At 41.5% G+C, this 24,164-nt stretch carries 23 protein-coding genes; 12 read left to right on the top strand and 11 right to left on the bottom strand.

Features of this window, described 5'->3' with window-relative positions; genetic code table 11:
• Positions 1 to 4 precede the first annotated feature (4 nt).
• The 3 genes from PSF42_RS06300 to PSF42_RS06290 all read left to right on the top strand — a co-directional run bounded on the left by PSF42_RS06300 (position 5) and on the right by PSF42_RS06290 (position 4,664).
• Complete coding sequence (locus PSF42_RS06300) at positions 5 to 1,408, top strand: tryptophanase (protein ID WP_125890460.1); 1,404 nt, start codon at positions 5 to 7, stop codon at positions 1,406 to 1,408.
• Between the two features lie 63 nt (positions 1,409 to 1,471).
• Positions 1,472 to 2,719, top strand: coding sequence for an aromatic amino acid transporter (locus PSF42_RS06295; protein WP_125890459.1), 1,248 nt, complete (start codon positions 1,472 to 1,474; stop codon positions 2,717 to 2,719).
• 388 nt (positions 2,720 to 3,107) lie between these two features.
• Complete coding sequence (locus PSF42_RS06290; protein WP_272679638.1) at positions 3,108 to 4,664, top strand: methyl-accepting chemotaxis protein; 1,557 nt, start codon at positions 3,108 to 3,110, stop codon at positions 4,662 to 4,664.
• 97 nt (positions 4,665 to 4,761) lie between these two features.
• On the opposite strand, the gene fis is transcribed toward PSF42_RS06290, so the two are convergent.
• The 7 genes from fis to PSF42_RS06255 form a co-directional block, all read right to left on the bottom strand.
• Positions 4,762 to 5,058 carry a DNA-binding transcriptional regulator Fis gene (gene fis / locus PSF42_RS06285; protein WP_004258438.1) on the bottom strand — a complete coding sequence of 99 codons (297 nt, stop codon included), beginning with the start codon at positions 5,056 to 5,058 and terminating at the stop codon, positions 4,762 to 4,764.
• A gap of 7 nt (positions 5,059 to 5,065) precedes the next feature.
• Positions 5,066 to 6,049, bottom strand: coding sequence for a tRNA dihydrouridine synthase DusB (gene dusB / locus PSF42_RS06280; protein WP_125890457.1), 984 nt, complete (start codon positions 6,047 to 6,049; stop codon positions 5,066 to 5,068).
• A 316-nt stretch (positions 6,050 to 6,365) separates the two neighbouring features.
• A complete protein-coding gene (gene prmA / locus PSF42_RS06275; protein WP_272679637.1) occupies positions 6,366 to 7,250 on the bottom strand; it encodes a 50S ribosomal protein L11 methyltransferase in 885 nt (294 codons plus the stop codon).
• A gap of 62 nt (positions 7,251 to 7,312) precedes the next feature.
• On the bottom strand, positions 7,313 to 8,773 hold the full coding sequence (gene panF, locus PSF42_RS06270) for a sodium/pantothenate symporter (protein ID WP_125890720.1): 1,461 nt from the start codon (positions 8,771 to 8,773) through the stop codon (positions 7,313 to 7,315).
• Positions 8,763 to 9,005 carry a YhdT family protein gene (locus PSF42_RS06265; protein ID WP_125890455.1) on the bottom strand — a complete coding sequence of 81 codons (243 nt, stop codon included), beginning with the start codon at positions 9,003 to 9,005 and terminating at the stop codon, positions 8,763 to 8,765. Before PSF42_RS06265 ends, panF begins: the two co-directional genes overlap by 11 nt.
• Before the next feature lie 133 nt (positions 9,006 to 9,138).
• Positions 9,139 to 9,438: a DUF202 domain-containing protein gene (locus tag PSF42_RS06260; protein WP_125890454.1), complete on the bottom strand. Its 300-nt coding sequence runs from the start codon at positions 9,436 to 9,438 to the stop codon at positions 9,139 to 9,141.
• A gap of 7 nt (positions 9,439 to 9,445) precedes the next feature.
• Positions 9,446 to 9,802 carry a YidH family protein gene (locus PSF42_RS06255; RefSeq protein WP_125890453.1) on the bottom strand — a complete coding sequence of 119 codons (357 nt, stop codon included), beginning with the start codon at positions 9,800 to 9,802 and terminating at the stop codon, positions 9,446 to 9,448.
• Positions 9,803 to 9,966: 164 nt separating this feature from the next.
• On the opposite strand from PSF42_RS06255, the gene PSF42_RS06250 reads away from it, so the two are divergent.
• Genes PSF42_RS06250 through PSF42_RS06235 form a run of 4 tightly spaced genes read left to right on the top strand, consistent with a single transcriptional unit; the run spans position 9,967 to position 15,221 of the window.
• Positions 9,967 to 11,388, top strand: a complete 1,422-nt coding sequence (locus tag PSF42_RS06250) for a PTS transporter subunit EIIC (RefSeq protein WP_248467072.1) — start codon at positions 9,967 to 9,969, stop codon at positions 11,386 to 11,388.
• A gap of 13 nt (positions 11,389 to 11,401) precedes the next feature.
• Positions 11,402 to 13,171, top strand: a complete 1,770-nt coding sequence (locus PSF42_RS06245; protein ID WP_442959220.1) for a sulfatase — start codon at positions 11,402 to 11,404, stop codon at positions 13,169 to 13,171.
• 56 nt (positions 13,172 to 13,227) lie between these two features.
• On the top strand, positions 13,228 to 13,944 hold the full coding sequence (locus tag PSF42_RS06240; protein WP_125890451.1) for a GntR family transcriptional regulator: 717 nt from the start codon (positions 13,228 to 13,230) through the stop codon (positions 13,942 to 13,944).
• A 26-nt stretch (positions 13,945 to 13,970) separates the two neighbouring features.
• Positions 13,971 to 15,221, top strand: a complete 1,251-nt coding sequence (locus PSF42_RS06235; protein WP_125890450.1) for an anaerobic sulfatase maturase — start codon at positions 13,971 to 13,973, stop codon at positions 15,219 to 15,221.
• Between the two features lie 76 nt (positions 15,222 to 15,297).
• On the opposite strand, the gene accC is transcribed toward PSF42_RS06235, so the two are convergent.
• The 4 genes from accC to acuI all read right to left on the bottom strand — a co-directional run bounded on the left by accC (position 15,298) and on the right by acuI (position 18,826).
• The gene (accC, locus tag PSF42_RS06230) at positions 15,298 to 16,644 is read right to left on the bottom strand and encodes an acetyl-CoA carboxylase biotin carboxylase subunit (RefSeq protein WP_125890449.1); all 1,347 of its coding nucleotides are present in this window, start codon (positions 16,642 to 16,644) and stop codon (positions 15,298 to 15,300) included.
• 12 nt (positions 16,645 to 16,656) lie between these two features.
• Positions 16,657 to 17,127 (bottom strand): acetyl-CoA carboxylase biotin carboxyl carrier protein, encoded by a 471-nt coding sequence (accB, locus tag PSF42_RS06225; RefSeq protein ID WP_125890448.1) that lies wholly within the window; start codon positions 17,125 to 17,127, stop codon positions 16,657 to 16,659.
• A gap of 18 nt (positions 17,128 to 17,145) precedes the next feature.
• Complete coding sequence (gene aroQ, locus PSF42_RS06220; RefSeq protein WP_125890447.1) at positions 17,146 to 17,610, bottom strand: type II 3-dehydroquinate dehydratase; 465 nt, start codon at positions 17,608 to 17,610, stop codon at positions 17,146 to 17,148.
• A 235-nt stretch (positions 17,611 to 17,845) separates the two neighbouring features.
• Positions 17,846 to 18,826, bottom strand: coding sequence for an acrylyl-CoA reductase (NADPH) (gene acuI, locus PSF42_RS06215; protein WP_272679635.1), 981 nt, complete (start codon positions 18,824 to 18,826; stop codon positions 17,846 to 17,848).
• Positions 18,827 to 19,429: 603 nt separating this feature from the next.
• Here acuI and PSF42_RS06210 point away from each other — a divergent pair.
• The 5 genes from PSF42_RS06210 (at position 19,430) to rng (ending at position 24,150) form a co-directional block, all read left to right on the top strand.
• Complete coding sequence (locus PSF42_RS06210; protein WP_004908213.1) at positions 19,430 to 20,473, top strand: rod shape-determining protein; 1,044 nt, start codon at positions 19,430 to 19,432, stop codon at positions 20,471 to 20,473.
• 86 nt (positions 20,474 to 20,559) lie between these two features.
• A complete protein-coding gene (mreC, locus tag PSF42_RS06205) occupies positions 20,560 to 21,528 on the top strand; it encodes a rod shape-determining protein MreC (protein ID WP_125890445.1) in 969 nt (322 codons plus the stop codon).
• A gap of 44 nt (positions 21,529 to 21,572) precedes the next feature.
• Positions 21,573 to 22,061, top strand: a complete 489-nt coding sequence (gene mreD, locus PSF42_RS06200) for a rod shape-determining protein MreD (RefSeq protein ID WP_115167923.1) — start codon at positions 21,573 to 21,575, stop codon at positions 22,059 to 22,061.
• 35 nt (positions 22,062 to 22,096) lie between these two features.
• Positions 22,097 to 22,684, top strand: coding sequence for a Maf family protein (locus PSF42_RS06195; protein WP_272679634.1), 588 nt, complete (start codon positions 22,097 to 22,099; stop codon positions 22,682 to 22,684).
• On the top strand, positions 22,681 to 24,150 hold the full coding sequence (gene rng / locus PSF42_RS06190) for a ribonuclease G (RefSeq protein WP_125890443.1): 1,470 nt from the start codon (positions 22,681 to 22,683) through the stop codon (positions 24,148 to 24,150). The genes PSF42_RS06195 and rng overlap by 4 nt, the downstream gene beginning before the upstream one ends.
• Positions 24,151 to 24,164: the final 14 nt, after the last annotated feature.

The raw sequence follows: 24,164 nt of genomic DNA, 5'->3' as shown, positions 1-24,164 counted from the left end.
TATCATGGCTAAAAGAATTGTAGAACCATTCCGTATTAAAATGGTAGAAAATATCCGTATTCCATCAAGAGAAGAACGCGAAGCAGCGCTAAAAGAAGCGGGATATAACCCATTTTTACTACCAAGTAGTGCGGTTTATATTGATTTATTAACGGACTCAGGCACCAATGCGATGAGTGACCACCAGTGGGCAGCAATGATCACTGGTGATGAAGCATATGCAGGATCTCGTAACTATTATGATTTAAAAGATAAAGTGAAAGAGATGTTTGACTATGATTATATCATTCCAGCTCACCAAGGTCGCGGTGCTGAAAATATGTTGTTCCCTGTATTGTTGAAAGTTAAACAGGAACAAGGCGGTGCTAAAAAACCGGTATTTATTTCTAATTTCCACTTTGATACAACCGCAGCACACGTTGAATTAAACGGTTGTAAGGCAATTAATATTGTTACCGAAAAAGCCTATGACTCGGATACTTATGATGATTGGAAAGGCAATTTTGATATCCAAAAATTAAAAGATAATATTGCAAAGTATGGTGCAGAAAACGTTGTGGCTATCGTTTCTACAGTGACTTGTAATAGTGCGGGCGGCCAGCCAGTATCTATGGCTAATCTAAAAGAAGTTTATGAAATTGCTAAACAACATAATATCTTTGTTGTCATGGACTCGGCTCGTTTTTGTGAAAATGCATATTTTATTAAAGAACGTGATCCTAAATATAAAAATTCTACTATCAAAGAAATTATTCTTGATATGTATAAATATGCTGATGCGTTAACCATGTCAGCGAAGAAAGACCCATTATTAAATATTGGCGGGTTAGTCAGTATTAAAAATGACGAAAAAATCTTTACCTTAGCAAGACAGCGTTGCGTACCAATGGAAGGTTTCGTGACTTATGGTGGTCTTGCGGGGCGTGATATGGCAGCAATGGTACAGGGGCTTGAAGAAGGGGCTGGAGAAGAATATCTGCATTATCGTATTGGCCAAGTTAAATATTTAGGTGACCGTTTACGTGAAGGTGGTATTTCAATTCAGTATCCTACAGGCGGGCATGCGGTATTTGTTGACTGTAAGAAACTTGTTCCACATATCCCAGGGGATCAATTCCCTGCCCAAGCGGTGATTAACGCACTTTATCTAGAATCAGGTGTTCGTGCAGTTGAAATTGGTTCATTCTTATTAGGGCGTGATCCTGAAACGGGTAAACAAAAACATGCAGATATGGAGTTCATGCGGTTAACTATTGCGAGACGGGTTTATACTAATGACCATATGGATTACATTGCAGATGCTCTGATTGGCTTAAAAGATAAATTTGCAACCTTAAAAGGACTGGATTTCGAATATGAGCCGCCAGTATTAAGACACTTTACTGCGAGATTAAAACCAATTAAATAATAGGTCGCTCTTATGGTTCCCGTGCAATGCGGGAACCCCATCCTTATTCTTAGGGTAAACACCATGAATAATTCGGCAGCCAAGAAAGAACCCTCCATAATGGTAGGGGGTTTTGTGCTAGGCGGTGCTATGATCGGGGCGGGAATGTTTAGCTTGCCTACTATTATGGCTGGAGCTTGGTTTATTAACTCTGTAGTTATCTTGTTAGTTGTTTGCTTTTTTATGTTTCATTCGGGGATCTATATTTTAGAATGTATATCAAAATATGGAGCAGGAACGAATTACTTTTTTATCTCTAAAGAATTATTACCAAAATGGGCATGCTACATTGCCAATATAGCATTAATATTTGTCCTTTATATATTAATATATGCCTATATATCAGCAGCAGGTTCAGTTATTAAAGAAGCTGCTGCTATTTATGGATACAATATTAACTTAAGATTGATTTTTATTATCTTTACATTAATTCTAGGTGCAAGTATCTGGTGGAGCGGTGTTGGAGCCAGTCGTTTAACATCATTATTTTTATTTATTAAAATAGTGTTATTTATTTTGGCTTTCTCCGGTTTGTTTTTTATTGTAAAAACAGATTTGTTATTAACTTCACCCGTTGAAGGTGGACAAACAGCATTGCTACCTTTTGTCTTTATTATTATCCCTTATGCAATTACTTCTTTTGGTTATCATGGAAATGTTTGTAGCTTGTATAAGCTTTATCATGAGAATGAAAGAAAGGTTGTTAAGAGCTGTGTTATCGGTTGTGTATTGGCATTGGTTCTTTATTTTCTTTGGATCATGGGAACAATGGGAAATTTACCGCGGGCAGAGTTTTTAACCATTATCAATAAAGGCGGTAATTTAGATGCATTTATTGAATCACTATATGCAGTATTGAATAGTAAAAATATTGCGACATTCTTACTGTGGTTCTCTATTAGTGCTGTATTTTGTTCGTTCTTAGGTGTCGCAATTGGGTTATTTGATTACATTCTTGCTTCACTGAATTTTAAAGATAACCCATCAGGAAGAATGAAATCGGCATTATTATGTTTTTTACCTCCTCTTATTCTTTGCATGTTATTCCCAAATGGTTTTCTTATTGCGATTGCTTATGCAGGTATGGCTGCATGTATCTGGGCGATTATTTGCCCTGCCGTTATGGCATTAAAAGTAAGAGAGCGCTTTCCTGATTCTAGATTTAAAGTGTGGGGCGGAAAAGGGTTAATTTATGCCGTTATCGCCTTTGGCGTCGTCGGCATTATTTGCCAATTGTTAGCGCAGTTTAATTTGTTACCGATATACCGTTAATTTTTCAAAACATAGGCTGTAAAGTAACTGCAAAGGTACAGTGAGGATCCGCTGTACCTTTTTTCCTATCCAACGAATAGCCAAATTTGCACTTTAACCATGTTTGTACTTTGACCATATTTGTACATTAACCATACTGTTTCCAACGGGAAAAATGTTTTTCATTACAGGTTGGATGTTTGCATTTAGCGATCTACTTCAAATTCCTCATATTAATTTCAAATTTTTACTATTCTCTGATTTCCAGGATCAAATAGTAACCCTTTTGAAATGTAAGTGTTTTTACTTATTTTGAGTGAAAACCAAGCAAATACAGTGGTTAAAATATTTCTCTATAGTGCCGATAAAGTTAAATATCCTCATATTATCCCACCGAAAGAGAAATTCTATGCAGAAACTTCGAAATTACTCAATCCGCACTGTGGTCTTCATATTATTAAGTATTTTGTGTCTGATCTTAGGGGGAACGAATGTATACAGTGGTTGGTCACTATCACGTATCGCAGATGGAAATGACATCGATAGACAATTAGTGCAGCAAATGACGGTGATCAGTCAGGGAAATGATCAATATTTTCGTTTTGTCACTCGGTTAACCCGAGTAATGGAAAGCCAAAGTGAAGGGAAAACGGTGGACTATGGTCCAGTCCATGAGGCGATGTCCAATATGGAAAAATATTTAGAGCAGATGAAATTGATTTCCCCTGGGCCAATGACGCCTGAAATAGCAGAGCAGGTCATTAATAGCTGGCAAGCACTACTTGATGATGGGGTAAAACCGCAATTAGCCCTGAGTATGGAAAGTGATATCAATAAATATTTATCTCACGCTCATAATGTCACTCCCGTATTGAGCCGAACGTTTGGTGCATCCATTCAAAAATTCAACCAAACTGCAGAAGGGTTGATTAGCCAAGCTCGAAATCATGTTGATGATGTGATGGATATTACACGAGTGGTCATGATCATCACGGCAATATTAGGGATCTTCATGCTCATTTTTACGGATCGCTATATGGCAGAGATGATGCAAAAACCACTAGGCTTATTAAGGCAGCATTTTGTCGATATCGCCAAAGGCGATTTAAGCCATCCTGTACAGCCATTTGGAAATAGTTGTGTAGGAAAATTGTTTCCAATACTTGAAGGGATGAGAAAAGACTTAAGTGAATCGGTCAATTCAATCCGGCAAGGAAGTGAAAACATTTATTTAGGCGCGAATGAGATTTCAAATGGTAATAGCGATCTTTCATCACGAACAGAAGAACAGGCGGCTGCTTTAGAAGAGACTGCGGCGAGTATGGAAGAAATTACAGCTGCAGTTCAGTTGAATATGGAAAATACACTTCAAGCCAATCAGCTTGTCAGCGAAGCGTTTGTGGCGGCTAATAAAGGGAATCGTATTGTTGATTCTGTTGTCGTTACGATGACTGAAATCTCCCAAAGCTCACAGAAAATCGCTGATATCATCAACATGATTAACGATATTAGTTTTCAAACTAATATCTTGGCGCTCAATGCTTCCATCGAAGCCGCTCGTGCGGGTGTGCATGGACGCGGCTTTATGGTGGTTGCTGCGGAAGTTCGTAAGTTAGCAAGTCACAGTGCGGAAGCGGCGATGGAAATTGAACGGCTTATCGCAGATTCAGGGACTTGCGTACAAAAAGGAACGGGTCTGGTGAATGAGATGGGGAAAACAATGGAGCATATTTTACAGGGAGTTAATGAAGTGACTGCAATTATGGCACAAATCACGGTAGCATCAGAAGAGCAGAGCAAAGGGATAGCCCAAGTTGGGGTCGCAATTACACAAATGGACGGTGTTACGCAGCAAAATGCAGCTTTAGTTGAGCAAGTAGCTACAGCGGCCAGTTCATTAGCGGAGCAAACGCAAGAATTACAGCAAGCGGTCCAGCAGTTTAATTTATCGCCACAAACGGTTTAACACATTATCTTGGCAACCCACCATTATTTTTACAAACAAAAAGCCCTCACTGCATCACAGTGAGGGCCCACAAAAACACTGCATTAACCGACTAGGATTAGTTCATGCCGTATTTTTTCAGTTTCTTACGCAGAGTACCGCGGTTGATACCCATCATCAGGGCTGCACGGGTCTGGTTTCCACGGGTATATTGCATAACCATGTCCAACAAAGGCTGTTCTACTTCAGCCAATACCAGCTCATATAAATCATTAACATCTTGGTTATTTAATTGAGCAAAATAGTTCTTCAGTGCTTGCTTAACTGAGTCACGTAACGGTTTTTGAGTTACTTGATCTTGTGAATTTACAGTAGCAACGGTTAGTACGTCAGAATTTACGCGTTGTTCGAACATAGTTCTGTCAGCTCTTATCTTTATTTACGCAAAAATTTTCAAAAAATGCCTCCAACACCTCCAGCTGTTCGCTGGCATCCTCAATGGTGTTGAATGAGCGCCGAAACTGGTCATCAGGTGCATGTTCTTTTAAGTACCAAGAAACATGTTTGCGCGCTATACGGGCTCCTTTGCCTTGACCATAAAAGTCATGCAATTCCTGTACATGCGCTAGCATAATACGTTGAACCTCTGCCATTGGCATTGGTGGTAATATTTCACCTGTGTCCAGATAATGCTGGATTTCCCGGAAGATCCAGGGTCTTCCCTGAGCCGCTCTGCCTACCATCAAGGCATCCGCCCCTGTGTAGTCTAAAACAGCTCTGGCTTTTCGCGGGTCAGTAATGTCGCCATTGGCAATAACCGGAATGGTAACAGTCTGCTTAACTGCCCGAATGTTGTCGTATTCAGCTTCCCCATTAAATAGACAGGCTCTAGTTCTGCCGTGAATGGTGAGAGCTTGAATGCCGCAATCTTCGGCCAATTTGGCAATCTCTATGCAGTTTCGCTCTTCGGGTGACCAACCTGTGCGGATCTTAAGGGTAACAGGCACATCCACTGCTTTGACGACACCTTCAAGAATCGATTTCACGATTTCTGGGTAGCGTAGCAGTGCAGAGCCTGCAAGCTTACGATTCACTTTTTTAGCTGGACAGCCCATGTTGATATCGATGATTTGAGCGCCACTCTCAACGTTAATTTGAGCCGCGGCAGCCATTTCATCGGGATCATTGCCAGCTATTTGCACGGAACGAACCCCAAGTTCATCGCGATGAACCATTCTGAGTCTAGATTTGTCGGTCTTCCAAACTTGAGGATTAGAAGAAAGCATCTCTGATACTGTCATCCCAGCACCCATGTCATAACAGAGCGACCTAAAGGGCTTATCTGTAATGCCTGCCATGGGGGCAGCAATAAGACAGTTTCTCAGCTGATATTGTCCGATTCGCATAACTAAATGGGGGCCATACTGTGACTGCAAGGGCGCGTATATTACGCATTTTTTACGAGATATGAAAGGACAAACTTTGAGCAAACGGTTATTTATCACTAATTTTTTTATCTTGCATCTTTGCAATTATGAAATTAGCTATATTTAACAAATGGTTAAGTAAGTCTTATAACGATTTATTAAAATAACTGTTGTGCTGTTCAAATCTCGTGCAGAACAGATTATCACCAGCTATTGAGCAATATTTGAGCTATAAGATAATCTATTCTGGCGTTGTTTTCAAAGAAATTATTCTCTAATTTTAATAAAAATCTCACTAAAAATGCTTGACACCCGTAATCCGGCACCACTCTTCTTTTTCAGCAACAGGGTCGATTTCAAAAGTGGAACGATAAGCATCAGCGACTCCTTCTGCTTGAGTGGCGAGTACGCCAGAAAGTCCTAATAGCCCACCCGGACGGGGTAGCACGCTAATCATAGGAGAGAGCTCACGCAATGGGCCAGCAAGGATGTTAGCAACCACGACATCAGCTTGTAAGTCATTAGGCTGGTCTTGCGGTAGGTATAGGGATAAGCGCTCTGAAACACCGTTACGCTGCGCATTATCGCGGCTTGCCGTGATAGCTTGAGGATCGATGTCAATGCCAATCGCGTGAGCGGCACCTAATTTTAAGGCTGCGATCGCTAAAATTCCAGATCCACAGCCAAAGTCGATCACGGTTTTACCTTCGAGATCAAGACCGTCTAACCATTGAAGACATAATGACGTCGTTGGATGCGTACCAGTACCAAAAGCGAGGCCAGGATCTAACATGACATTGACTGCGGTCGGGTCAGGCACATCGCGCCAACTTGGGCAGATCCACAAACGTTCCCCAAAGCGCATTGGATGAAAATTATCCATCCATTCTCTTTCCCAATCTTTGTCTTCTAATTGTTCGATTTTATGGATAAAACCTGCACTCAATAGAGGGCTATTTTCCAGTTGAGCAACGACAAGTTTCATGTCGGTTTCTGCGTCATATAGGCCAATGACGTCGGTATCACCCCAAAGGCGGGTTTCCCCCGGGAGCGGCTCAAAAACGGGCGTGTCGTGGCTGTCTTGAAAAGTGACGGATACCGCCCCTGTTTCTATCAGTTCATCGCCAAGCGCTTCTGCCTGTTGAGCAGTGGAGTTAATTTTAATTTGGATCCAAGGCATTATTTTTTCTCTATTTATTCGTTTATATCAGGTAAAGCAAAATCACTTGCCTATAATAGGCGTTAGTGCGTTCTAGTTACCTGCTCAATTGGCGTCGATTGTACGGGATTTTTACCGAAAAGGTTACCCACTAAGAAAGCCACAAGGCTAAAAAATAGTGAGGGGACGATGGCATGGAAGCCCATGATCTCAATTTTAAAGCTAGCCAGTATGGCATAACTGACGCCTCCGACGACCATCCCACTGATAGCGCCTGTTCCATTGGCTTTTTCCCAATATAGCCCGAGGACTAATGGCCACAAGAAAACAGCTTCTAACCCCCCAAAAGCCAGTAAATTGAGCCAGATAATCATCTGAGGCGGGTTCCATGCTGCAACTAAAAGCAATGCACCTAAGACCAAAGTGGAAAGGCTAGAGATCCGCGCAAGACGCTTTTCATTTTTGATTTGTGTTGGCACGGTATTCAGATAGATATCTTTTACGATGGTTGCCGAAGATTGCAGTAGTTGTGCGTTGATCGTCGACATGATCGCAGCCATTGGTGCTGCTAGGAAAATCCCTGCTGCGAAAGGTGGTAGCACTTGAACCATCAACGTTGGGATCACTTGGTCTGGGATCGTCAGGTCAGGTAAAATTGCGCGACCGAGTGCCCCCGCAAAGTGCATGCCAAACATCAGCATGGCCATGACAATCGTTCCTAAGATAATTCCGCGGTGAACCGCTTTACTGTCTTTATATGAGATACAACGTACCGCGGTGTGAGGTAAACCAATCACCCCAAAACAGACCAAAACCCAAAACGAAGCTAAAAATGGCCCGCTTAAAATGTCATCTGCACCTTCAGGCGATACCAATTTGGGGTCTATGCTATGCATTTTTTCTATCGCGGCAGGTAAACCACCTGCATGATAAATTATCGCGACTAATAGGATCACCGTACCTAAAAGCATTACAAGCCCTTGCAGCGCATCATTTAGGACACTGGCTCTAAACCCGCCAATTGCGGTGTAGAGTGCGATGGATACCCCAAAAATTATTAACCCATAAGTATATGGAATACCTGCTGCGGTTTCTAATAGGCGCGCCCCACCAATAAATTGCACCGTCATGGCGCCAAAAAAGGCAATGAGCAGGCTTACACTGGCGAACCACACTAAAAACCGGCTTTGGTAGCGCGCATACAGCATATCGTTAAGTGTAACGGCATTATAGCGACGTGCCAAAATAGCAAATTTTTTACCGAGCACGCCAAGGGAAAGCCAAATCGCAGGTAGCTGGATCATCGCCAATAGCACCCAACCTAGGCCATATTTATAGGCGGCACCTGGCCCACCAATAAATGAACTCGCACTGATATAAGTCGCCGTGATGGTCATCGCAAGGACAAAGCCACCCATTGAACGATTACCTAAAAAGTATTCATTTAAGAATTCGCCTTTTGTTCGTTTTTTATATGCATAAATGGATAGCAAAAAGACGAGAGCTAGGTAGCCGACGAGTGGCAGGAGAACTTCAATCTGCATCATTCTCCTCCAGAGAGATGTCTTTAAAAATCAGTTTAACCATCATAATGCAGAGCAAAATAAAAATGATGGGTAAGACGAGACAAGACCATTCAAACCACAATGGTAGCCCTGTAATTCCACGTGTATTGTCTGGGAGGTAGGCACTAATAACCCAGCCAATGAGATAGGCGATAGTCAAATAAAATGACCAGCGTGCTTCTTTATTTGATTGAAGAAAACGTTTATCCACCCGTTATTCCCCTTCATTCCTATAAAAATAATCAGGGATTGTACGATAATCCGAGTGTGTAGTGTAAAAAATTCAGGGAAACTCGAAAATATGAGCAACCTATACAAAGATAACTTGGCGTTAAAATTCATAATTAAGTTGATAAAATCTTAAAAATTAGCATAAGAGACATGAAAAAGAGTATTAGAGAGGTAAAAATCAGAAAGAAATAATTGTTTATTTTTAACCCTTTTTGGGGGTAATTAGGGCTCGTATGCCTTTTATAGCAAATCATTAAAAATAATAACGCTCCCGCCAAAGTCCCTATCAACATTGGCAATGAGTGATTAAGTAAACCTGAACGAAGGAACAGCAATATATTTAGAGCTAAAACGAGTAGTGTTCGGCTCCAAGCTTGTTGTGTTCTCTCTGGCTGTAATCCGGGATCTCGCATGGTGTTTTTACAGTAAAAGATGTAGAAGTGCGATAGCAGTAGCAGCTGTGACAAGTAAGGATATTAAGATCAAAAACGATGTGTACTGAAGCGGTTTATCTTGGCGCATAGCAATTTCATTTTGCTTCCAACGATACAATGCCATGATTGCAATAACCCCACTGGATGAAGCGAGTAGAAGTGTTAAGGTCAATTTGATCCATGGAAATTCAATAGACTGAAACAATTGCTCAATAGCAATTGCTCCCGCTAAAAATGCCAAAGCTGTTCGAATCCACGCTAAGAATGTTCTCTCGTTAGCAAGAGAAAATCGATAATCCGGTGTATTTCCAAGTGTTTTCCAGTTTTCTTTTTGTATAGTCATCGGCGTTTTCAACCTTTACTCATATTTCGACAAAATAAAAAGTGAGAAGAAAATCACAAAACAATAATGTAAGTGTGGGTTTTCTATTTTTGATGATATATTAATCTAAATGTTATAACAATATAACAAAGCATTTTACCTAATTATGCCCTAAGAGAGGCTCTATGGATCTCGATAAAATATCAAAAAAAATTATAGAATTATCAGGCGGTTCTGAAAATTTTATTCATGTCACAAACTGTATGACACGCGTGAGAATGACATTAAAAGATGAAGAAAAGGCTGATGTTGCGAGTTTAAAAGCACTACCCGGTGTACTGGGCGTTGTGAGTGATGAAACATTACAAGTGATTGTAGGCCCTGGCAAATGTAACAATATTGCTGACGCGATTAATCAATTACTTGCAAATCACGAAATTGAAGGTTCAGGCTTAACGGATAAACAACCAGAAAGTGATGTCCTCGCTAAAGCAGAAATCGCCAGAAATAAGGCGAAGAAAAAGACACCCGTTAAAGCGGTGCTAAGAAGTATTGCGAATATTTTTGTCCCGTTATTACCCGGTTTAATTGCCGCAGGTACATTAATGGGGATCAACAATATTATTGTTAACTCTGCACATGCAGAGGCGCTGACTCAGGGAATTCAAGCGACTGCAAATATGTCGGCAGCCCAAGTTATTTTGCAACAAAAAGGGTTGTTAGAAATTAGTACCATTATGGGGGTTATCGCTAACGGTTTATTCAGCTTATTGGCAGTGTTTACGGGGATTTTTGCCGCTAAAGAGTTTAAAGGAACCGAAATTCTTGGGGGGATTTTAGGGGCAATAACGATTGCACCTCAAGTTGCTATTTTAGGATTAACGCCGGGACAGGGCGGGTTAATCGGGGTTATTTTTGCGGTTTGGGTAAGTTGCTGGCTAGAAAAGAGATTACGTCGCTATATTCCAAGTATGATCGATGTGATTGCAACACCAACTTTAACTATCATCATTATGGCTGCATTTTTGTTATTCGGCATTATGCCTGTGGCAGGGGTTGTTTCTAATGGTATTTTAGGCTCTTTATCGGGTATTTTAGAGCATGGCGGTTTAGCGGCTGGCTTCATTCTATCGTCTTTGTTCCCGTTCTTAATTTCACTTGGTTTACACCAAGGACTCATACCTATCCATCTTGAATTAATCCAAGCAACAGGAAGCTCACAATTATTTGCGATCCAAATAATGAGTAACTCTGGCATGGTGGGAGCTGCAATTGCTGTTTTATTGCTAACCAAAGATCCGGTGATGAAACGGGTTGCGAAAGGGGCTATTCCAACGAGTATTTTAGCGGTAGGGGAGCCAACTATCTTCGGTGTAAACATCCCAGCAGGCTTTGCATTTATTACCGGTTCAATAGGTGCAGGATTTGGGGGGATGATGATCGTCTTATTAGATGTCACGGCAAATGGTGTCGGTGCAGCAGGGTTATCGGCATTACCGCTGATTGCGGATGGAAAATATCTTCAATACATTTTTAGTTGGTTAGTGGGAGCAAGTATCGCATTTATACTGACTTATTTTGTTGGACGAATTAGAAAATACCAGTAAAAAGGAATTAATGATGAAAGCTGTAATGTTAATGTTTGATTCATTGAATAAACATATGTTGTCGGCTTATGGCTGTAAAACAACAATTACACCTAACTTTGAGCGTTTGCGTAAACGCTCACTGAAGTTTGATAACTTTTATGTTGGTAGTATGCCTTGCATGCCAGCGAGAAGAGAATTACATACAGGGAGATACAACTTTCTTCATCGTAGCTGGGGGCCTGTTGAACCTTTTGACGAGTCGATGCCTGAAATACTAAAAAAACAAGGCATTCATACCCACTTAGTGACGGATCACAAGCATTATTGGCGTGATGGCGGGGCAACTTATCACTCTCGTTTTTCAACCTACGAATTTATTCGTGGGCAAGAGGGGGATAATTGGAAAGGCGTAGTCAATAAGCCCGTTGTTCACTATGAATCTGGTGAGCCCGAAGAAAATAAACAACGCAAAATTGCCAGTCGTACACAGCACTTGATCAATCAGCAGTATATGCAAGATGAGAAAGATCATCCTTTGGTCAAAACCATAAATCATGGGATTGAGTTTATAGAGACCAATCAGAAAGATGACAATTGGTTTTTGCAGCTAGAGTGTTTCGATCCTCATGAGCCGTTTTATGTTCCTGAGAAATATTTAAAACTGTATGGGTTATCAAATACGGATTTTGACGGCTGGCCTCCATATTATATGGTGACAGAAAGTGAAGCTCAGCAAAAAGTCATCCGTGGATTTTATCAAGCACTAGTGACAATGGTCGATGCTTATGTTGGTCAAGTTTTAGATATATTTGATAAATATAACTTGTGGGAAGACACTCTGTTGATTGTGAATACAGACCATGGCTTCTTACTCGGTGAACACGATTGGTGGGGGAAAAACATTATGCCGTTGTATAATGAGATAGCGAACACACCATTCTTTATTTGCCATCCTCAAATTAATGCTGCAAATGAGTCACGCCAAATGTTGGCTCAAACCATAGATATACCAGCGACATTACTTGATTACTTTAATGCGCCAATCCCTAAAAATATGCAGGGTAAGAGCTTATTAGCCGGGTTAGCCACAGATGAGCCTATTCGTGAGTATGCCTTATTTGGTTATCATGGTTGCCAAATTAACATTACGGATGGTGAGTATGTTTATATGCGCTCTCCAGTGGTACAGGGAACCCAAGGGTTGTATGACTACACATTAATGCCAACTCGTATTAATCGTCGTTTCACGCCTAAAGAGCTGCAAGGCACCCAATTGCATGATGGGTTTGACTTTACTCAAGGGTGTGCGGTTTTAAAAATACCTGCGACCAGTGTAATGACCACAGATTCAGATAGATTTGGTCATCGTTTATACAATGTAAAACAAGATCCATCACAAACATCACCGGTTGTCGATATGGCAACGGAATTACGGATGCTAGAAAATCTGCGTTTAATGATGATTGAAAGTGATGCACCTGCTGAACTGTATGCACGTTATGGCTTATCTAAAGATCAATCCGTTACTATTGAACAAATAGAAAATGCGCATCAGCAGGCGGGAGCGGCAAAAACGCAATTTGATCAATACCCGCTTTCTTTAGATGTTAAATATGGTGCGATGTCATTATTACAATATATTGAAACACGTCAATTAGATGAGATAAAAACACGTTTTATCAATCAATTATCTCATGGAATGACGCCAGAACAGCTGATGACTTTCATTATTGATAATTTCCCTGTTGAAAACCATAATGAGCTTATGTACCGGGTGGCTCTGGAAATGAGATTAAAATAAACAAGAGCCATTACCCGGTGAAGGAAGTACAACCGGGTAATGGTGATTATGGTTATATGAAAAAACAATTAGATTACAGCACGCATTCAAAACCGTTATATGCACAAGTTTATGACATATTAGTGGAGAAGCTCAACAAAGGTGAATATCGGAAAAATGACACATTTCCGACCGAGGCTGAGTTTCAGGAAATGTTTGGTATTAGCCGTATTACAGCAAGACGTGCGTTATCAGAATTAGAGAAAGAAGGGTACGTGAAACGCTCTCGTGGTGTGGGTACGTTAGTTATTCGTAATTCTAAAAAAGCCTATGCGACCATTCATACTCAAGTATTAGGGGCGTCAACAGAACGCGTAAAAAGGAAAATCATTTCAATTACAAAAATGGTTCCTAGAGATGAAATTTGTGAGATCATGAAACTGCCAAAAGGCACTATGTTGACTCGTGTAGAGCGTGTGATTACGAAGGGGAAGTTACCCATTCAATATAACTGCTTCTACTTTCCACCTTGCATTGAAAGTGTCAGTGAAAACGATTTAGAAGATTCTATTTATCTATTTTTAGAGACTCAAGGGCTAAACTCTAACCGTTATACAGAGAAATTGTCTGCTGTTATTCCCTCCCCACAAGAAATGGCATTATTGAATATTGATGAGAAAACACCGGTGTTATCTCGCCGCCGTGTGGACTATAACAAAAATAATGAGGCTATTTTGTATATGGAAGGGAGCTATTTGAGTGATTATTACGAATATAAAGTGAATGGTAGTTAGTTTAAGCCATCACAAAAGAGGTTTTTATGAAAAAAGCATTTCACATTATGGCAAAGCCAACAAGTTACCAGTGCAATTTAAAGTGTGATTATTGCTTTTATTTAGAAAAAGAACATCAAACTGGGTTCAGTGATAAAAAACTCAAGTGTATGGATGACAATACATTGAGAGAATATATTCGTCAGTATATTGAATTATCACCTAGCCATGAGATTGATTTTACTTGGCAAGGCGGCGAGCCGCTAATGGCTGGCTTAGATTTTTTCAAAAAAGTTATCCAGTATCAACAACGCTATGGGAAAGGGAAGCAAATCTACAATAGTATCCAAACAAACGGCGTATTATTAAACTCTGACTGGGCTAATTTTCTAAAAACACATAATTTCTTAGTCGGAATATCTCTTGATGGCCCTCAATGGCTTCATGATATTTACCGCAAATCTAACTCAGGTAACTCCGTCTTTGATAAAGTCATCAATGCAGTTAATTTACTTAAAGAATATCAAATCGATTTTAATATTTTGACAGTGATTAATAATGAAACGGCAAAATATCCTGAAGAAATTTACCGTTTTATTACTGAAGAACTGCAAGCGCGTTATTTACAATTTATCCCTGTGGTTGAATATGAGATAACAAATAATGAATTTCAACATTTGAGCTATCCGCAAGAACAGGGCGAAAAGCACTTAACATCATGGTCAATTACAGGAAAGCAATACGGCAATTTTATCAATAAAGTCTTTGACCTTTGGGTAAGAAAAGATGTTGGCAATGTGTTTATCCAGCTATTTGATAACTCACTTGCTGCATGGTCTGGGGACATGCCAAGTTTTTGCGTGATGCAACCTTCTTGTGGATACGGGCTGGTGGCAGAGCAAAATGGGGATATTTATAGTTGTGACCACTTTGTTTACCCTGAATTTAAGTTGGGTAACCTATTAACTAAGCCTCTGAATAAACTGGTTTCTAGCAAACAGCAACAACGTTTTGGTCAGCAAAAACTCAACCTATCCTCTTTGTGCCAACAGTGTGAATTTAAGTTTGCTTGTCATGGGGGATGTCCTAAACATAGGACAACAAAAGTTGAAAATAAATGGCACAATCATTTGTGTGAAGGCTATAAAGCCATTTTTAGCCATATTGACCCCTATATGCAATATATGGCGAATGAGCTACGCTTACATCGTCCTCCAGCCTCTGTGATGGATAATCTACATTTATTCCAGCGCGCCGCACCTATCGAAAATACGATCCCAATTCAGCATATTCGTTGATTTTCACTCAAAAAAATACCGCAAAGCTCAGCTATGCGGTATTTATTGACGATGGGTAAAACAAGTTATCGCTGACTTATTCAGCAATACCCAGTTTTTTCTCTAAATAGTGGATGTTAGTACCACCTTTTTGGAAATTTTCATCGTTCATAATCATTTGGTGCAATTCAAGATTGGTTTTAATACCATCAACGATTAATTCGTTTAACGCATTTTTCATACGAGAAATAGCGATTTCACGAGTTTCACCATAAGTAATTAATTTGCCAATCATTGAGTCATAGTACGGAGGTACAGTGTAACCTGCGTAAATATGAGATTCCCAACGCACACCAAAACCACCTGGTGAGTGGAAGCGGGTAATTTTCCCCGGGCTTGGGATGAAAGTATTCGGGTCTTCAGCATTGATACGGCACTCAACAGCATGACCATGTACCACGATATCTTCTTGTTTCACTGATAATGGTAGCCCAGATGCAACACGCAGCTGTTCTTTAATCAAGTCGACACCAGTGATCATCTCAGTGACTGGGTGTTCAACTTGAATACGGGTATTCATTTCAATGAAGTAGAACTCACCGTTTTCGAATAAAAATTCGAAGGTACCTGCGCCGCGATAACCGATTTCAATACATGCATTAGCACAGCGTTCACCGATATTACGGCGAATTTCTGGCGTAATGCCTGGCGCTGGTGCTTCTTCAACCACTTTTTGGTGGCGACGCTGCATTGAACAGTCACGCTCAGCTAAGTAAACTGCGTGACCTTGGCCATCAGCCATGACTTGAATTTCAATATGACGTGGGTTTTCAAGGAATTTTTCCATGTAAACCATATCATTATTAAAAGCGGATTTCGCTTCAGCGCGCGTTAGGTTGATAGAAGATTCTAAATCTTTTTCATTACGCACTACACGCATACCACGACCACCACCACCACCAGATGCTTTGATGATGACAGGGAAGCCGATACGTTTCGCGATGGCTTTATTTTTTTCAGTGTCGTTCCCTAATGGGCCATCAGAACCCGGAACACAAGGTACACCGGCTTTTTTCATCGCGTTAATCGCAGAAACTTTATCACCCATTAGGCGGATGGTTTCAGCTTTTGGACCGATAAAAACAAAACCAGAGTTTTCAACTTGTTCTGCAAAATCTGCGTTTTCAGCCAAGAAACCATATCCTGGGTGAATCGCTTGTGCACCTGAAATTTCCGCTGCGGAGATAATCGCAGGGATATTTAAGTAACTTTTTGCTGATGCTGCTGGGCCGATACAAATTGTTTCATCAGCCAGTAACACGTGTTTTAGATCGCTATCTGCCGTAGAGTGAACCGCTACTGTTTTGATGCCAAGTTCTTTACAGGCACGCAAAATACGTAATGCGATTTCTCCACGGTTAGCAATAACAATTTTTTCCAGCATGGAAACGCCTCGTTATTCGATGACAACTAATGGCTCGTCAAATTCTACTGCATCACCGTTTTGCAACAGAATGGCTTTAACAACGCCTGCTTTATCTGCTTCGATTTGGTTCATCATTTTCATCGCTTCAACGATGCAAAGAGGATCACCTACGCTGACCGTTTGACCAACTTCAACGAACGGCTTAGCTTCTGGGCTTGGCGCGCGGTAGAAAGTACCGACCATTGGTGAGCGAACCTGGTGACCTGCAACTGCAGCTGGTGCAGCTGGCGCTACCATTGCTTCAGATGGTGCAACCGCATTAGCCAGAGCTGGTTGTTGTGCAACCGGTGCTGAGTAATATTGTTGTGGTGCAGCCATAACCTGAGAAGCAGGTGAAACGCGGCTGATACGTACTGACTCTTCACCTTCAGAAATTTCCAGTTCAGAAATGCCAGACTCTTCGACCAGCTCGATCAGCTTTTTAATTTTACGAATATCCATGGATATGATTCCGTACTCTTATATTTGGATTGAATTAATTAGGCGCAGGTGGTTAACCGCTGCCTGTAAAGCAAAACTATAACCACCAGCACCTAGACCACAAATTACACCGATAGCTTTATCGGAGAAATAAGAATGTTGGCGAAATGGCTCCCTAGCGTGCACATTAGACAGGTGGATCTCGATAAACGGGATACTCACCGCGAGTAATGCATCACGTAGTGCAACACTGGTATGTGTGAATGCAGCCGGATTGATGAGAATAAAATCAGCATCATGACGTGCAGCATGAATTTTATCGATGAGTTCAAATTCTGCGTTTGACTGAAAATGACTCAATTTTACGCCTAGTTGACTCGCCTCTGCCTCAAGGTTGGATACGATATCAGCAAGAGTTTGGTTGCCGTATTTATCGGGTTCCCGTGTACCTAGCAGGTTTAGGTTTGGCCCATTCAAGAGTAAAATGTGAATATCTTCTGTCATTATGCTGCTAACTCCGACGATATTATCAATAGCCCGACAACATAACGCGATGCTAAGCGTTTGTCATCTTTTATCATAAAAATAAATGGATTTTCTACTGACAAGGTTCGCCATTATAATTATTTCGTGACATATAGCAGCAAAATACTGGTCTTATCAGAGAAATTACCCGAAATTATTTTAGGAATTGTGCGGTAATCCCTATTTTTGGCAAGGTACCGCAACATATTCATTGTTAAGCGCGCAGGTTGACTAGCGTACGCCCAGTGACTTCATTTTTTAAGATTTTTTTTGCATATTCGACAGAATCTTCTAACGTGATTTCATTGCTGACTTGCTCATAGAAAGACGATGGGAGAAGTTCCGCGAGCCGTTGCCATACTTTAGGACGGTTTGCAGCAGGGTAGTAAACCGAATCGACACCTTGTAACCGGACATTACGTAAAATAAATGGCATGACACTGGTCGGTAAATCGAAGCCACCGGCTAAGCCGCAAGCAGCAACCGCACCATTATAATGTGTTTGTGCAAGAAGATTGGCGAGTAGCTCACCGCCTACCGTATCAATTGCACCCGCCCACAGCTGTTTGTCTAGTGGTTTCGCGGGATGAGTGAAATCACTGCGAGGTAACACTCTCTTGGCACCTAAACTTTGTAGGTAACCGCTGTTTTCTGCTCGACCTGAAATCGCGACAACGTCATAGCCTAATAACGTAAGTAATTGTACCGCGGTGCTGCCAACACCACCACTTGCTCCACTCACAATGATTTCACCTTTATCTGGTGTCACCCCCGCGTCTTCTAGAGCATTTACACAGAGCATAGCGGTAAAGCCAGCAGTGCCAATTATCATCGCTTGTTTTAACGTTAAATTTTCTGGAAGAGGCGTTAAGTATTTGGCTGGGACTCTAGCTTGAGAGGCTAAGCCTCCCCAATGCGTTTCACCAACTCCCCATCCAGTCAATAGGACATGTTGGCCGATTTGAAAACGCGGGTCTTCACTGTGGTGGATCACACCTGAAAAATCGATACCAGGTACCATCGGATATTGGCGAACAACACCTGCTTTTCCACAAATGGCTAACCCATCTTTATAATTGAGTGTGGACCAATGAATATCGACTATAATATCTCCGGCTGGAAGCATTTCTGTAGTTAATGGTTGAATGCTAGAGACGATTTTTTCGTCAGTTTGTTGTAGGACGAGAGCTTTCATCTTTCACTCCTATATAATGATTAAATATGTATTTTGAAAATTACTAAAATTTGAGTGCATTTCATTGACGTAGTAACAGTATTTAAGCTATTAATATTGTAATTAATTTGTAAAAATTTATTTTTTTCTGGCATAAATAGGCTTTTATCATGCAAAATATCGCATCCTGACGGATTCATTTTGTATATCGACATAAATTTGCCGCGTTTCTGGTAGATAATAGAGCGAACACTCAGCGAATTCACCCAATTTGTATTGGAAATAGCCAGTGTGTAGCAATAATAAAAAGAACTAAATAATATTTGAACTTGTTGCCCCAATAGCTTGTCACACTGGGAAGAAAAAGATGGAGTATATAACAACCAAAGAGTAGAAATTTTTTTGTATCATTTTATCCTGTCGGTAAAAATACAATTAATCTCTATTTTTGGGGTTTTTATCTGCTTCGTTTATATAAGAAGCATGTACAGTACGGTACGTGAAAAGTAGATGAATTAACCATATTTGTAGAAGCCGCTCATTAACGCCTTGAGGCCGCTTCAAGTGGTTGGTAGAGTAGACGGGTTTAAATTCGTCCCCAGCTTGCAGGATAACTCTTTCGTTATGTTTAAAAAATTTCGTGGCATGTTTTCTAATGACCTGTCTATTGACTTGGGTACGGCCAATACCCTTATTTATGTCAAAGGACAAGGCGTAAAATTAAATGAACCCTCTGTAGTTGCTATTCGTCAAGACCGCTCTGGATCGCCAAAAAGCGTTGCTGCTGTCGGTGGTGAAGCGAAGCAGATGCTGGGACGTACACCTGGTAATATTTCGGCAATTAGGCCAATGAAAGACGGTGTTATCGCTGACTTCTTCTTGACTGAAAAAATGTTACAGCACTTCATCAAACAAGTTCACAGTAACAGTTTTTTACGCCCAAGCCCGCGAGTGCTTGTTTGTGTCCCTGTTGGGGCAACACAAGTTGAGCGTAAAGCCATTCGCGAGTCCGCATTAAGTGCGGGCGCGCGTGAAGTCTTCTTAATTGAAGAACCGATGGCAGCGGCGATTGGCGCTGGGCTACCTGTATCAGAAGCAACGGGCTCAATGGTTGTTGATATCGGTGGTGGTACAACAGAAGTTGCTGTTATTTCTCTGAATGGCGTTGTTTACTCTTCATCTGTGCGTATTGGTGGTGACCGTTTCGATGAGTCTATCATTAACTATGTACGCCGTAATTATGGCTCACTCATCGGTGAAGCGACAGCCGAACGCATTAAACATGGGATTGGCTCTGCATTCCCAACAGATGAAGTTTACGAGATCGAAGTTCGCGGTCGCAACCTTGCAGAAGGTGTGCCTCGCGGATTTAAGATGAACTCCAATGAAATTTTAGAAGCATTGCAAGAACCGCTTACAGGAATTGTTAGCGCAGTCATGCTAGCACTTGAACAGTGCCCTCCTGAATTGGCTTCAGATATCTCAGAACGCGGTATGGTCTTAACCGGTGGTGGCGCGCTTCTTCGTAATTTAGATCGCCTATTGATGGAAGAAACGGGTATCCCTGTTATCGTTGCTGAAGATCCGCTAACGTGTGTCGCTCGTGGTGGCGGTAAAGCGTTAGAAATGATTGATATGCACGGTGGTGACCTGTTTAGCGAAGACTAAATGGCCTTTTAGAAACAGTTGGGGACAGTTCTCCAACTGTTTTGACTATTTTTTGTTCCTCTGACATTAGCGAAACTTAGCCACACATGAAGCCAATTTTTAGGCGAGGTCCATCCCTACAGTTACGCATTTTTTTTGCGGTAATCATTGCACTTGTACTGGTGGTGATTGACCATCGTTTCGAGCCTTTCAATAAAGTCCGTAACTATTTAGACACGGCGGTTAGCCCATTCTATTTTTTAGCGAATGGCCCACGGCAATTTCTCGATAATATCTCTGAAAGTTTCTCTTCAAGAAACCAACTGCAATTTGAAAACAAAGCATTACGCCAAGAATTGTTACTGAAAAAAGCGGACAACTTACTTTTAGAGCAACTTAAGCAGGAAAATGCACGCTTAAGGGAGTTGCTTGGCTCGCCACTTCGCCAAGATGAACATATGATGGTCACGCAAGTGATTTCGGGGGCGAATACACCTTATCGCGACCAAGTTGTTATAGACAAGGGCAGTAACGAAGGTGTGTATGAAGGGCAGCCCGTTATTAGTGATAAAGGCGTTGTTGGTCAAGTTGTCGGGGTGAGTAACTTTAATAGCCGTGTCTTGTTAATTTGTGATACTGCTCATGCCTTGCCTGTACAGGTATTACGTAATGATGTTCGTGTTATTGCTGCGGGTTCTGGCTGTTCTGATGATATTCAATTAGAACCGTTACCTGAAAATACCGATATTCGTGTTGGTGATGTCCTTGTCACATCAGGACTAGGGGGGCGTTTCCCTGAAGGGTATCCAGTCGGGGTGGTATCAGCCGTAAAACATGACACACAACGCGCTTATACTATCATTAGCGCGAAGCCGAGTGCGGAATTACAACGTTTGCGTTATCTTCTGTTATTATGGGGAAATGATAACGACCCTAAAACGCCACTACAGCCTTCGGAAGTTTATCGTGCAGCAAATGAACGCTTGATGAAAGTGTTGCCGCAAGTATTACCTAACCCGAATGAAATTCAGGGGCCTCCATTGCCACCATCAATGGCTCCGACGTCACAACCATAAGTAGAGGAAACACAGTATGGTTATGGGCAAAGGAGTAAATTAGCATGGATGAGTATCGTGGAAATGGCCGAGCCATCATTTGGTTATCATTTTTTATTGCGTTGATTTTACAAGTCATGCCTTGGCCGGAGCAACTCAGCTTTTACCGGCCATCATGGCTTCTGTTGATCCTCACTTATTGGGTGATGGCATTACCACACCGAGTGAGTGTTGGCACAAGCTTTATCTTAGGGATTATTGTTGATTCCATTCAGGGCTCCGCGCTAGGAGTGCATGCTCTCTCTTTTAGTATTATTTGCTATCTCGTCTCTTATAAACACCAGCTGTTGCGCAATATGGCGTTGTGGCAGCAAGCGTTGGTGATTATGTTACTCACTATCATTCAAGATCTTGCTGTTTTTTGGGCTGAATTTCTATCATCACAAGTATTATTCCACCCGCAAGTATTTTGGAATAGCGTAGTGAATGGTATTCTATGGCCATGGCTATTTTTGCTTTTACGTAAAATTCGTCGGCAATTTTCAGTATGTTAGAGTGCTAGTTGTCGGTCTGACTGGGAATTCAGTTTATGTGTTTAATTTATCTTGCGTCCGGCTCACCCCGTCGACGTGAACTTGTTCAGCAACTTAATTATACCTTTGAAATTTTACGTCCTGAGGTAGAAGAACAGTGGCAGGAGGGGGAGACGCCTCAAGACTATGTTCAGCGTCTTGCAAGAGATAAATCTTTAGCTGGTGTTGCGATAGCACCCAATAATCAGCCTGTTTTGGGCGCTGATACTATCGTTGTTCTTGCAGACAAAATATTGGAAAAGCCGCAAGATAGCCAGCACGCAGAAGCGATGCTAAGTGCATTATCGGGAAGAACCCATCAAGTCATGACGGCGATTGCCTTATCCAACCGTCAACAGATGATACAGTCACTAATTGTGACAGATGTGACATTCCGCGAGTTATCTTTGCTCGAAATACAGGATTATATACAGTCAGGTGAGCCAATGGATAAGGCAGGCGCTTATGGAATACAAGGAATTGGTGGGCGTTTTATACGTAAGATTAATGGCAGCTATCATGGGGTTGTTGGTTTACCACTGGTTGAAACAGACGAGCTAATTCAGCGATTTTTAGCGTTAAGTGATGGTAAGGGGAAGTCATGACAGCGGAACTATTAGTGAACATTACACCATCTGAAACGCGTGTTGCTTATATTGATGGTGGGATATTACAAGAAATACATGTCGAACGAGAAGCAAAAAGAGGGTTAGTAGGGAATATTTACAAAGGCCGTGTGAGCCGTGTCTTACCGGGAATGCAGGCGGCCTTTGTTGATATTGGTCTAGATAAAGCGGCTTTTTTGCATGCTTCTGACATTATGCCTCATACGGAATGTATTGCAGGAGATGAGCAGAAAAACTTTCATGTCAGGGATATTGCAGAACTGGTTAAACAAGGACAAGATTTAATCGTCCAAGTTGTTAAGGACCCTCTTGGTACTAAAGGCGCTCGCCTGACTACGGACATTACTCTTCCTTCTCGCTATTTGGTCTTTATGCCAGGGGCTTCCCATGTTGGCGTCTCACAACGTATCGAAAGTGAAGATGAAAGAGAACGCTTAAAAGCCTGTGTTTCACAGTATTGTGATGAAAATGGCGGCTTTATTATCCGTACGGCAGCAGAAGGGGTCGGGGAAGAGGAAGTTAAACAGGATGCTGCTTTCTTAAAGCGCCTGTGGGCGAAAGTGATTGAACGAAAAAAGCGTAATGTGACTCGCACAAAAATTTATGGTGAATTAGCGCTTGCCTTCCGCATTATCCGTGATTTTGCTGGCGCTCACCTTGACCGCATTCGTGTTGACTCTCGTTTGACCTATACTCAATTACAAGAGTTTATCGAAGAGTATGTGCCAGAAATGACCGCTAAGCTCGAGCTCTATCAGGGAAACCAGCCGATATTTGATTTGTTTGACGTTGAAAACGAAATTCAGCGAGCAATGGATCGCAAAGTGGAGTTGAAATCAGGTGGTTACTTGATTATCGATCAAACTGAAGCCATGACGACTATTGATATCAATACAGGGGCATTTGTTGGGCATCGTAACCTTGAAGAAACCATCTTTAATACCAATATCGAAGCCACTCAAGCGATAGCAAGGCAGCTGCGTTTGCGCAACTTAGGCGGTATTATTATTATTGATTTTATTGACATGGCTGACTCAGAACATCGTCGTCGTGTGCTAGCATCATTAGAGCAGGCATTGAGTAAAGATAAAGTCAAAACAACCATTAATGGTTTTTCGCAGCTAGGCTTAGTCGAAATGACGCGCAAGCGCACAAGAGAAAGCTTAGAACATGTGTTATGCGATGACTGCCCAACTTGCCAAGGACGTGGAACTGTTAAATCAGTCGAAACAGTATGTTATGAAATCTTACGTGAAATAGTTCGTGTGCACCGCACGATAGATGCCGATAGGTTCCTCGTTTATGCCTCTCAAGCTGTGGTGGATGTCCTTAAAGGGGATGAGTCACACGCTCTTGCAGAAGTTGAAATTTTTGTTGGGAAGCAAGTTAAAGTTCAGACTGAGCCACTTTACAGTCAGGAACGTTTTGATGTCGTGATGATGTAATAAAGGAGATATGA

Source organism: Providencia sp. PROV032, from assembly GCF_028484875.1.
Classification (GTDB): Bacteria; Pseudomonadota; Gammaproteobacteria; order Enterobacterales; family Enterobacteriaceae; genus Providencia; species Providencia rettgeri_E.
Note: the sequence above shows the minus strand (reverse complement) of the source record. Positions and strands in the feature narration are given on the sequence as shown.

What these genes read in the sequence shown, in the direction of transcription:
- PSF42_RS06300 (WP_125890460.1), top strand. Translation starts at nt 5, where the DNA reads ATGGCTAAAAGAATTGTAGAACCATTCCGTATTAAAATGGTAGAAAAT.
- PSF42_RS06295 (WP_125890459.1), top strand. Translation starts at nt 1,472, where the DNA reads ATGAATAATTCGGCAGCCAAGAAAGAACCCTCCATAATGGTAGGGGGT.
- PSF42_RS06290 (WP_272679638.1), top strand. Translation starts at nt 3,108, where the DNA reads ATGCAGAAACTTCGAAATTACTCAATCCGCACTGTGGTCTTCATATTA.
- fis (WP_004258438.1), bottom strand. Translation starts at nt 5,058, where the DNA reads ATGTTCGAACAACGCGTAAATTCTGACGTACTAACCGTTGCTACTGTA.
- dusB (WP_125890457.1), bottom strand. Translation starts at nt 6,049, where the DNA reads ATGCGAATCGGACAATATCAGCTGAGAAACTGTCTTATTGCTGCCCCC.
- prmA (WP_272679637.1), bottom strand. Translation starts at nt 7,250, where the DNA reads ATGCCTTGGATCCAAATTAAAATTAACTCCACTGCTCAACAGGCAGAA.
- panF (WP_125890720.1), bottom strand. Translation starts at nt 8,773, where the DNA reads ATGCAGATTGAAGTTCTCCTGCCACTCGTCGGCTACCTAGCTCTCGTC.
- PSF42_RS06260 (WP_125890454.1), bottom strand. Translation starts at nt 9,438, where the DNA reads ATGCGAGATCCCGGATTACAGCCAGAGAGAACACAACAAGCTTGGAGC.
- PSF42_RS06255 (WP_125890453.1), bottom strand. Translation starts at nt 9,802, where the DNA reads ATGACTATACAAAAAGAAAACTGGAAAACACTTGGAAATACACCGGAT.
- PSF42_RS06250 (WP_248467072.1), top strand. Translation starts at nt 9,967, where the DNA reads ATGGATCTCGATAAAATATCAAAAAAAATTATAGAATTATCAGGCGGT.
- PSF42_RS06245 (WP_442959220.1), top strand. Translation starts at nt 11,402, where the DNA reads ATGAAAGCTGTAATGTTAATGTTTGATTCATTGAATAAACATATGTTG.
- PSF42_RS06240 (WP_125890451.1), top strand. Translation starts at nt 13,228, where the DNA reads ATGAAAAAACAATTAGATTACAGCACGCATTCAAAACCGTTATATGCA.
- PSF42_RS06235 (WP_125890450.1), top strand. Translation starts at nt 13,971, where the DNA reads ATGAAAAAAGCATTTCACATTATGGCAAAGCCAACAAGTTACCAGTGC.
- accC (WP_125890449.1), bottom strand. Translation starts at nt 16,644, where the DNA reads ATGCTGGAAAAAATTGTTATTGCTAACCGTGGAGAAATCGCATTACGT.
- accB (WP_125890448.1), bottom strand. Translation starts at nt 17,127, where the DNA reads ATGGATATTCGTAAAATTAAAAAGCTGATCGAGCTGGTCGAAGAGTCT.
- aroQ (WP_125890447.1), bottom strand. Translation starts at nt 17,610, where the DNA reads ATGACAGAAGATATTCACATTTTACTCTTGAATGGGCCAAACCTAAAC.
- acuI (WP_272679635.1), bottom strand. Translation starts at nt 18,826, where the DNA reads ATGAAAGCTCTCGTCCTACAACAAACTGACGAAAAAATCGTCTCTAGC.
- PSF42_RS06210 (WP_004908213.1), top strand. Translation starts at nt 19,430, where the DNA reads ATGTTTAAAAAATTTCGTGGCATGTTTTCTAATGACCTGTCTATTGAC.
- mreC (WP_125890445.1), top strand. Translation starts at nt 20,560, where the DNA reads ATGAAGCCAATTTTTAGGCGAGGTCCATCCCTACAGTTACGCATTTTT.
- mreD (WP_115167923.1), top strand. Translation starts at nt 21,573, where the DNA reads ATGGATGAGTATCGTGGAAATGGCCGAGCCATCATTTGGTTATCATTT.
- PSF42_RS06195 (WP_272679634.1), top strand. Translation starts at nt 22,097, where the DNA reads ATGTGTTTAATTTATCTTGCGTCCGGCTCACCCCGTCGACGTGAACTT.
- rng (WP_125890443.1), top strand. Translation starts at nt 22,681, where the DNA reads ATGACAGCGGAACTATTAGTGAACATTACACCATCTGAAACGCGTGTT.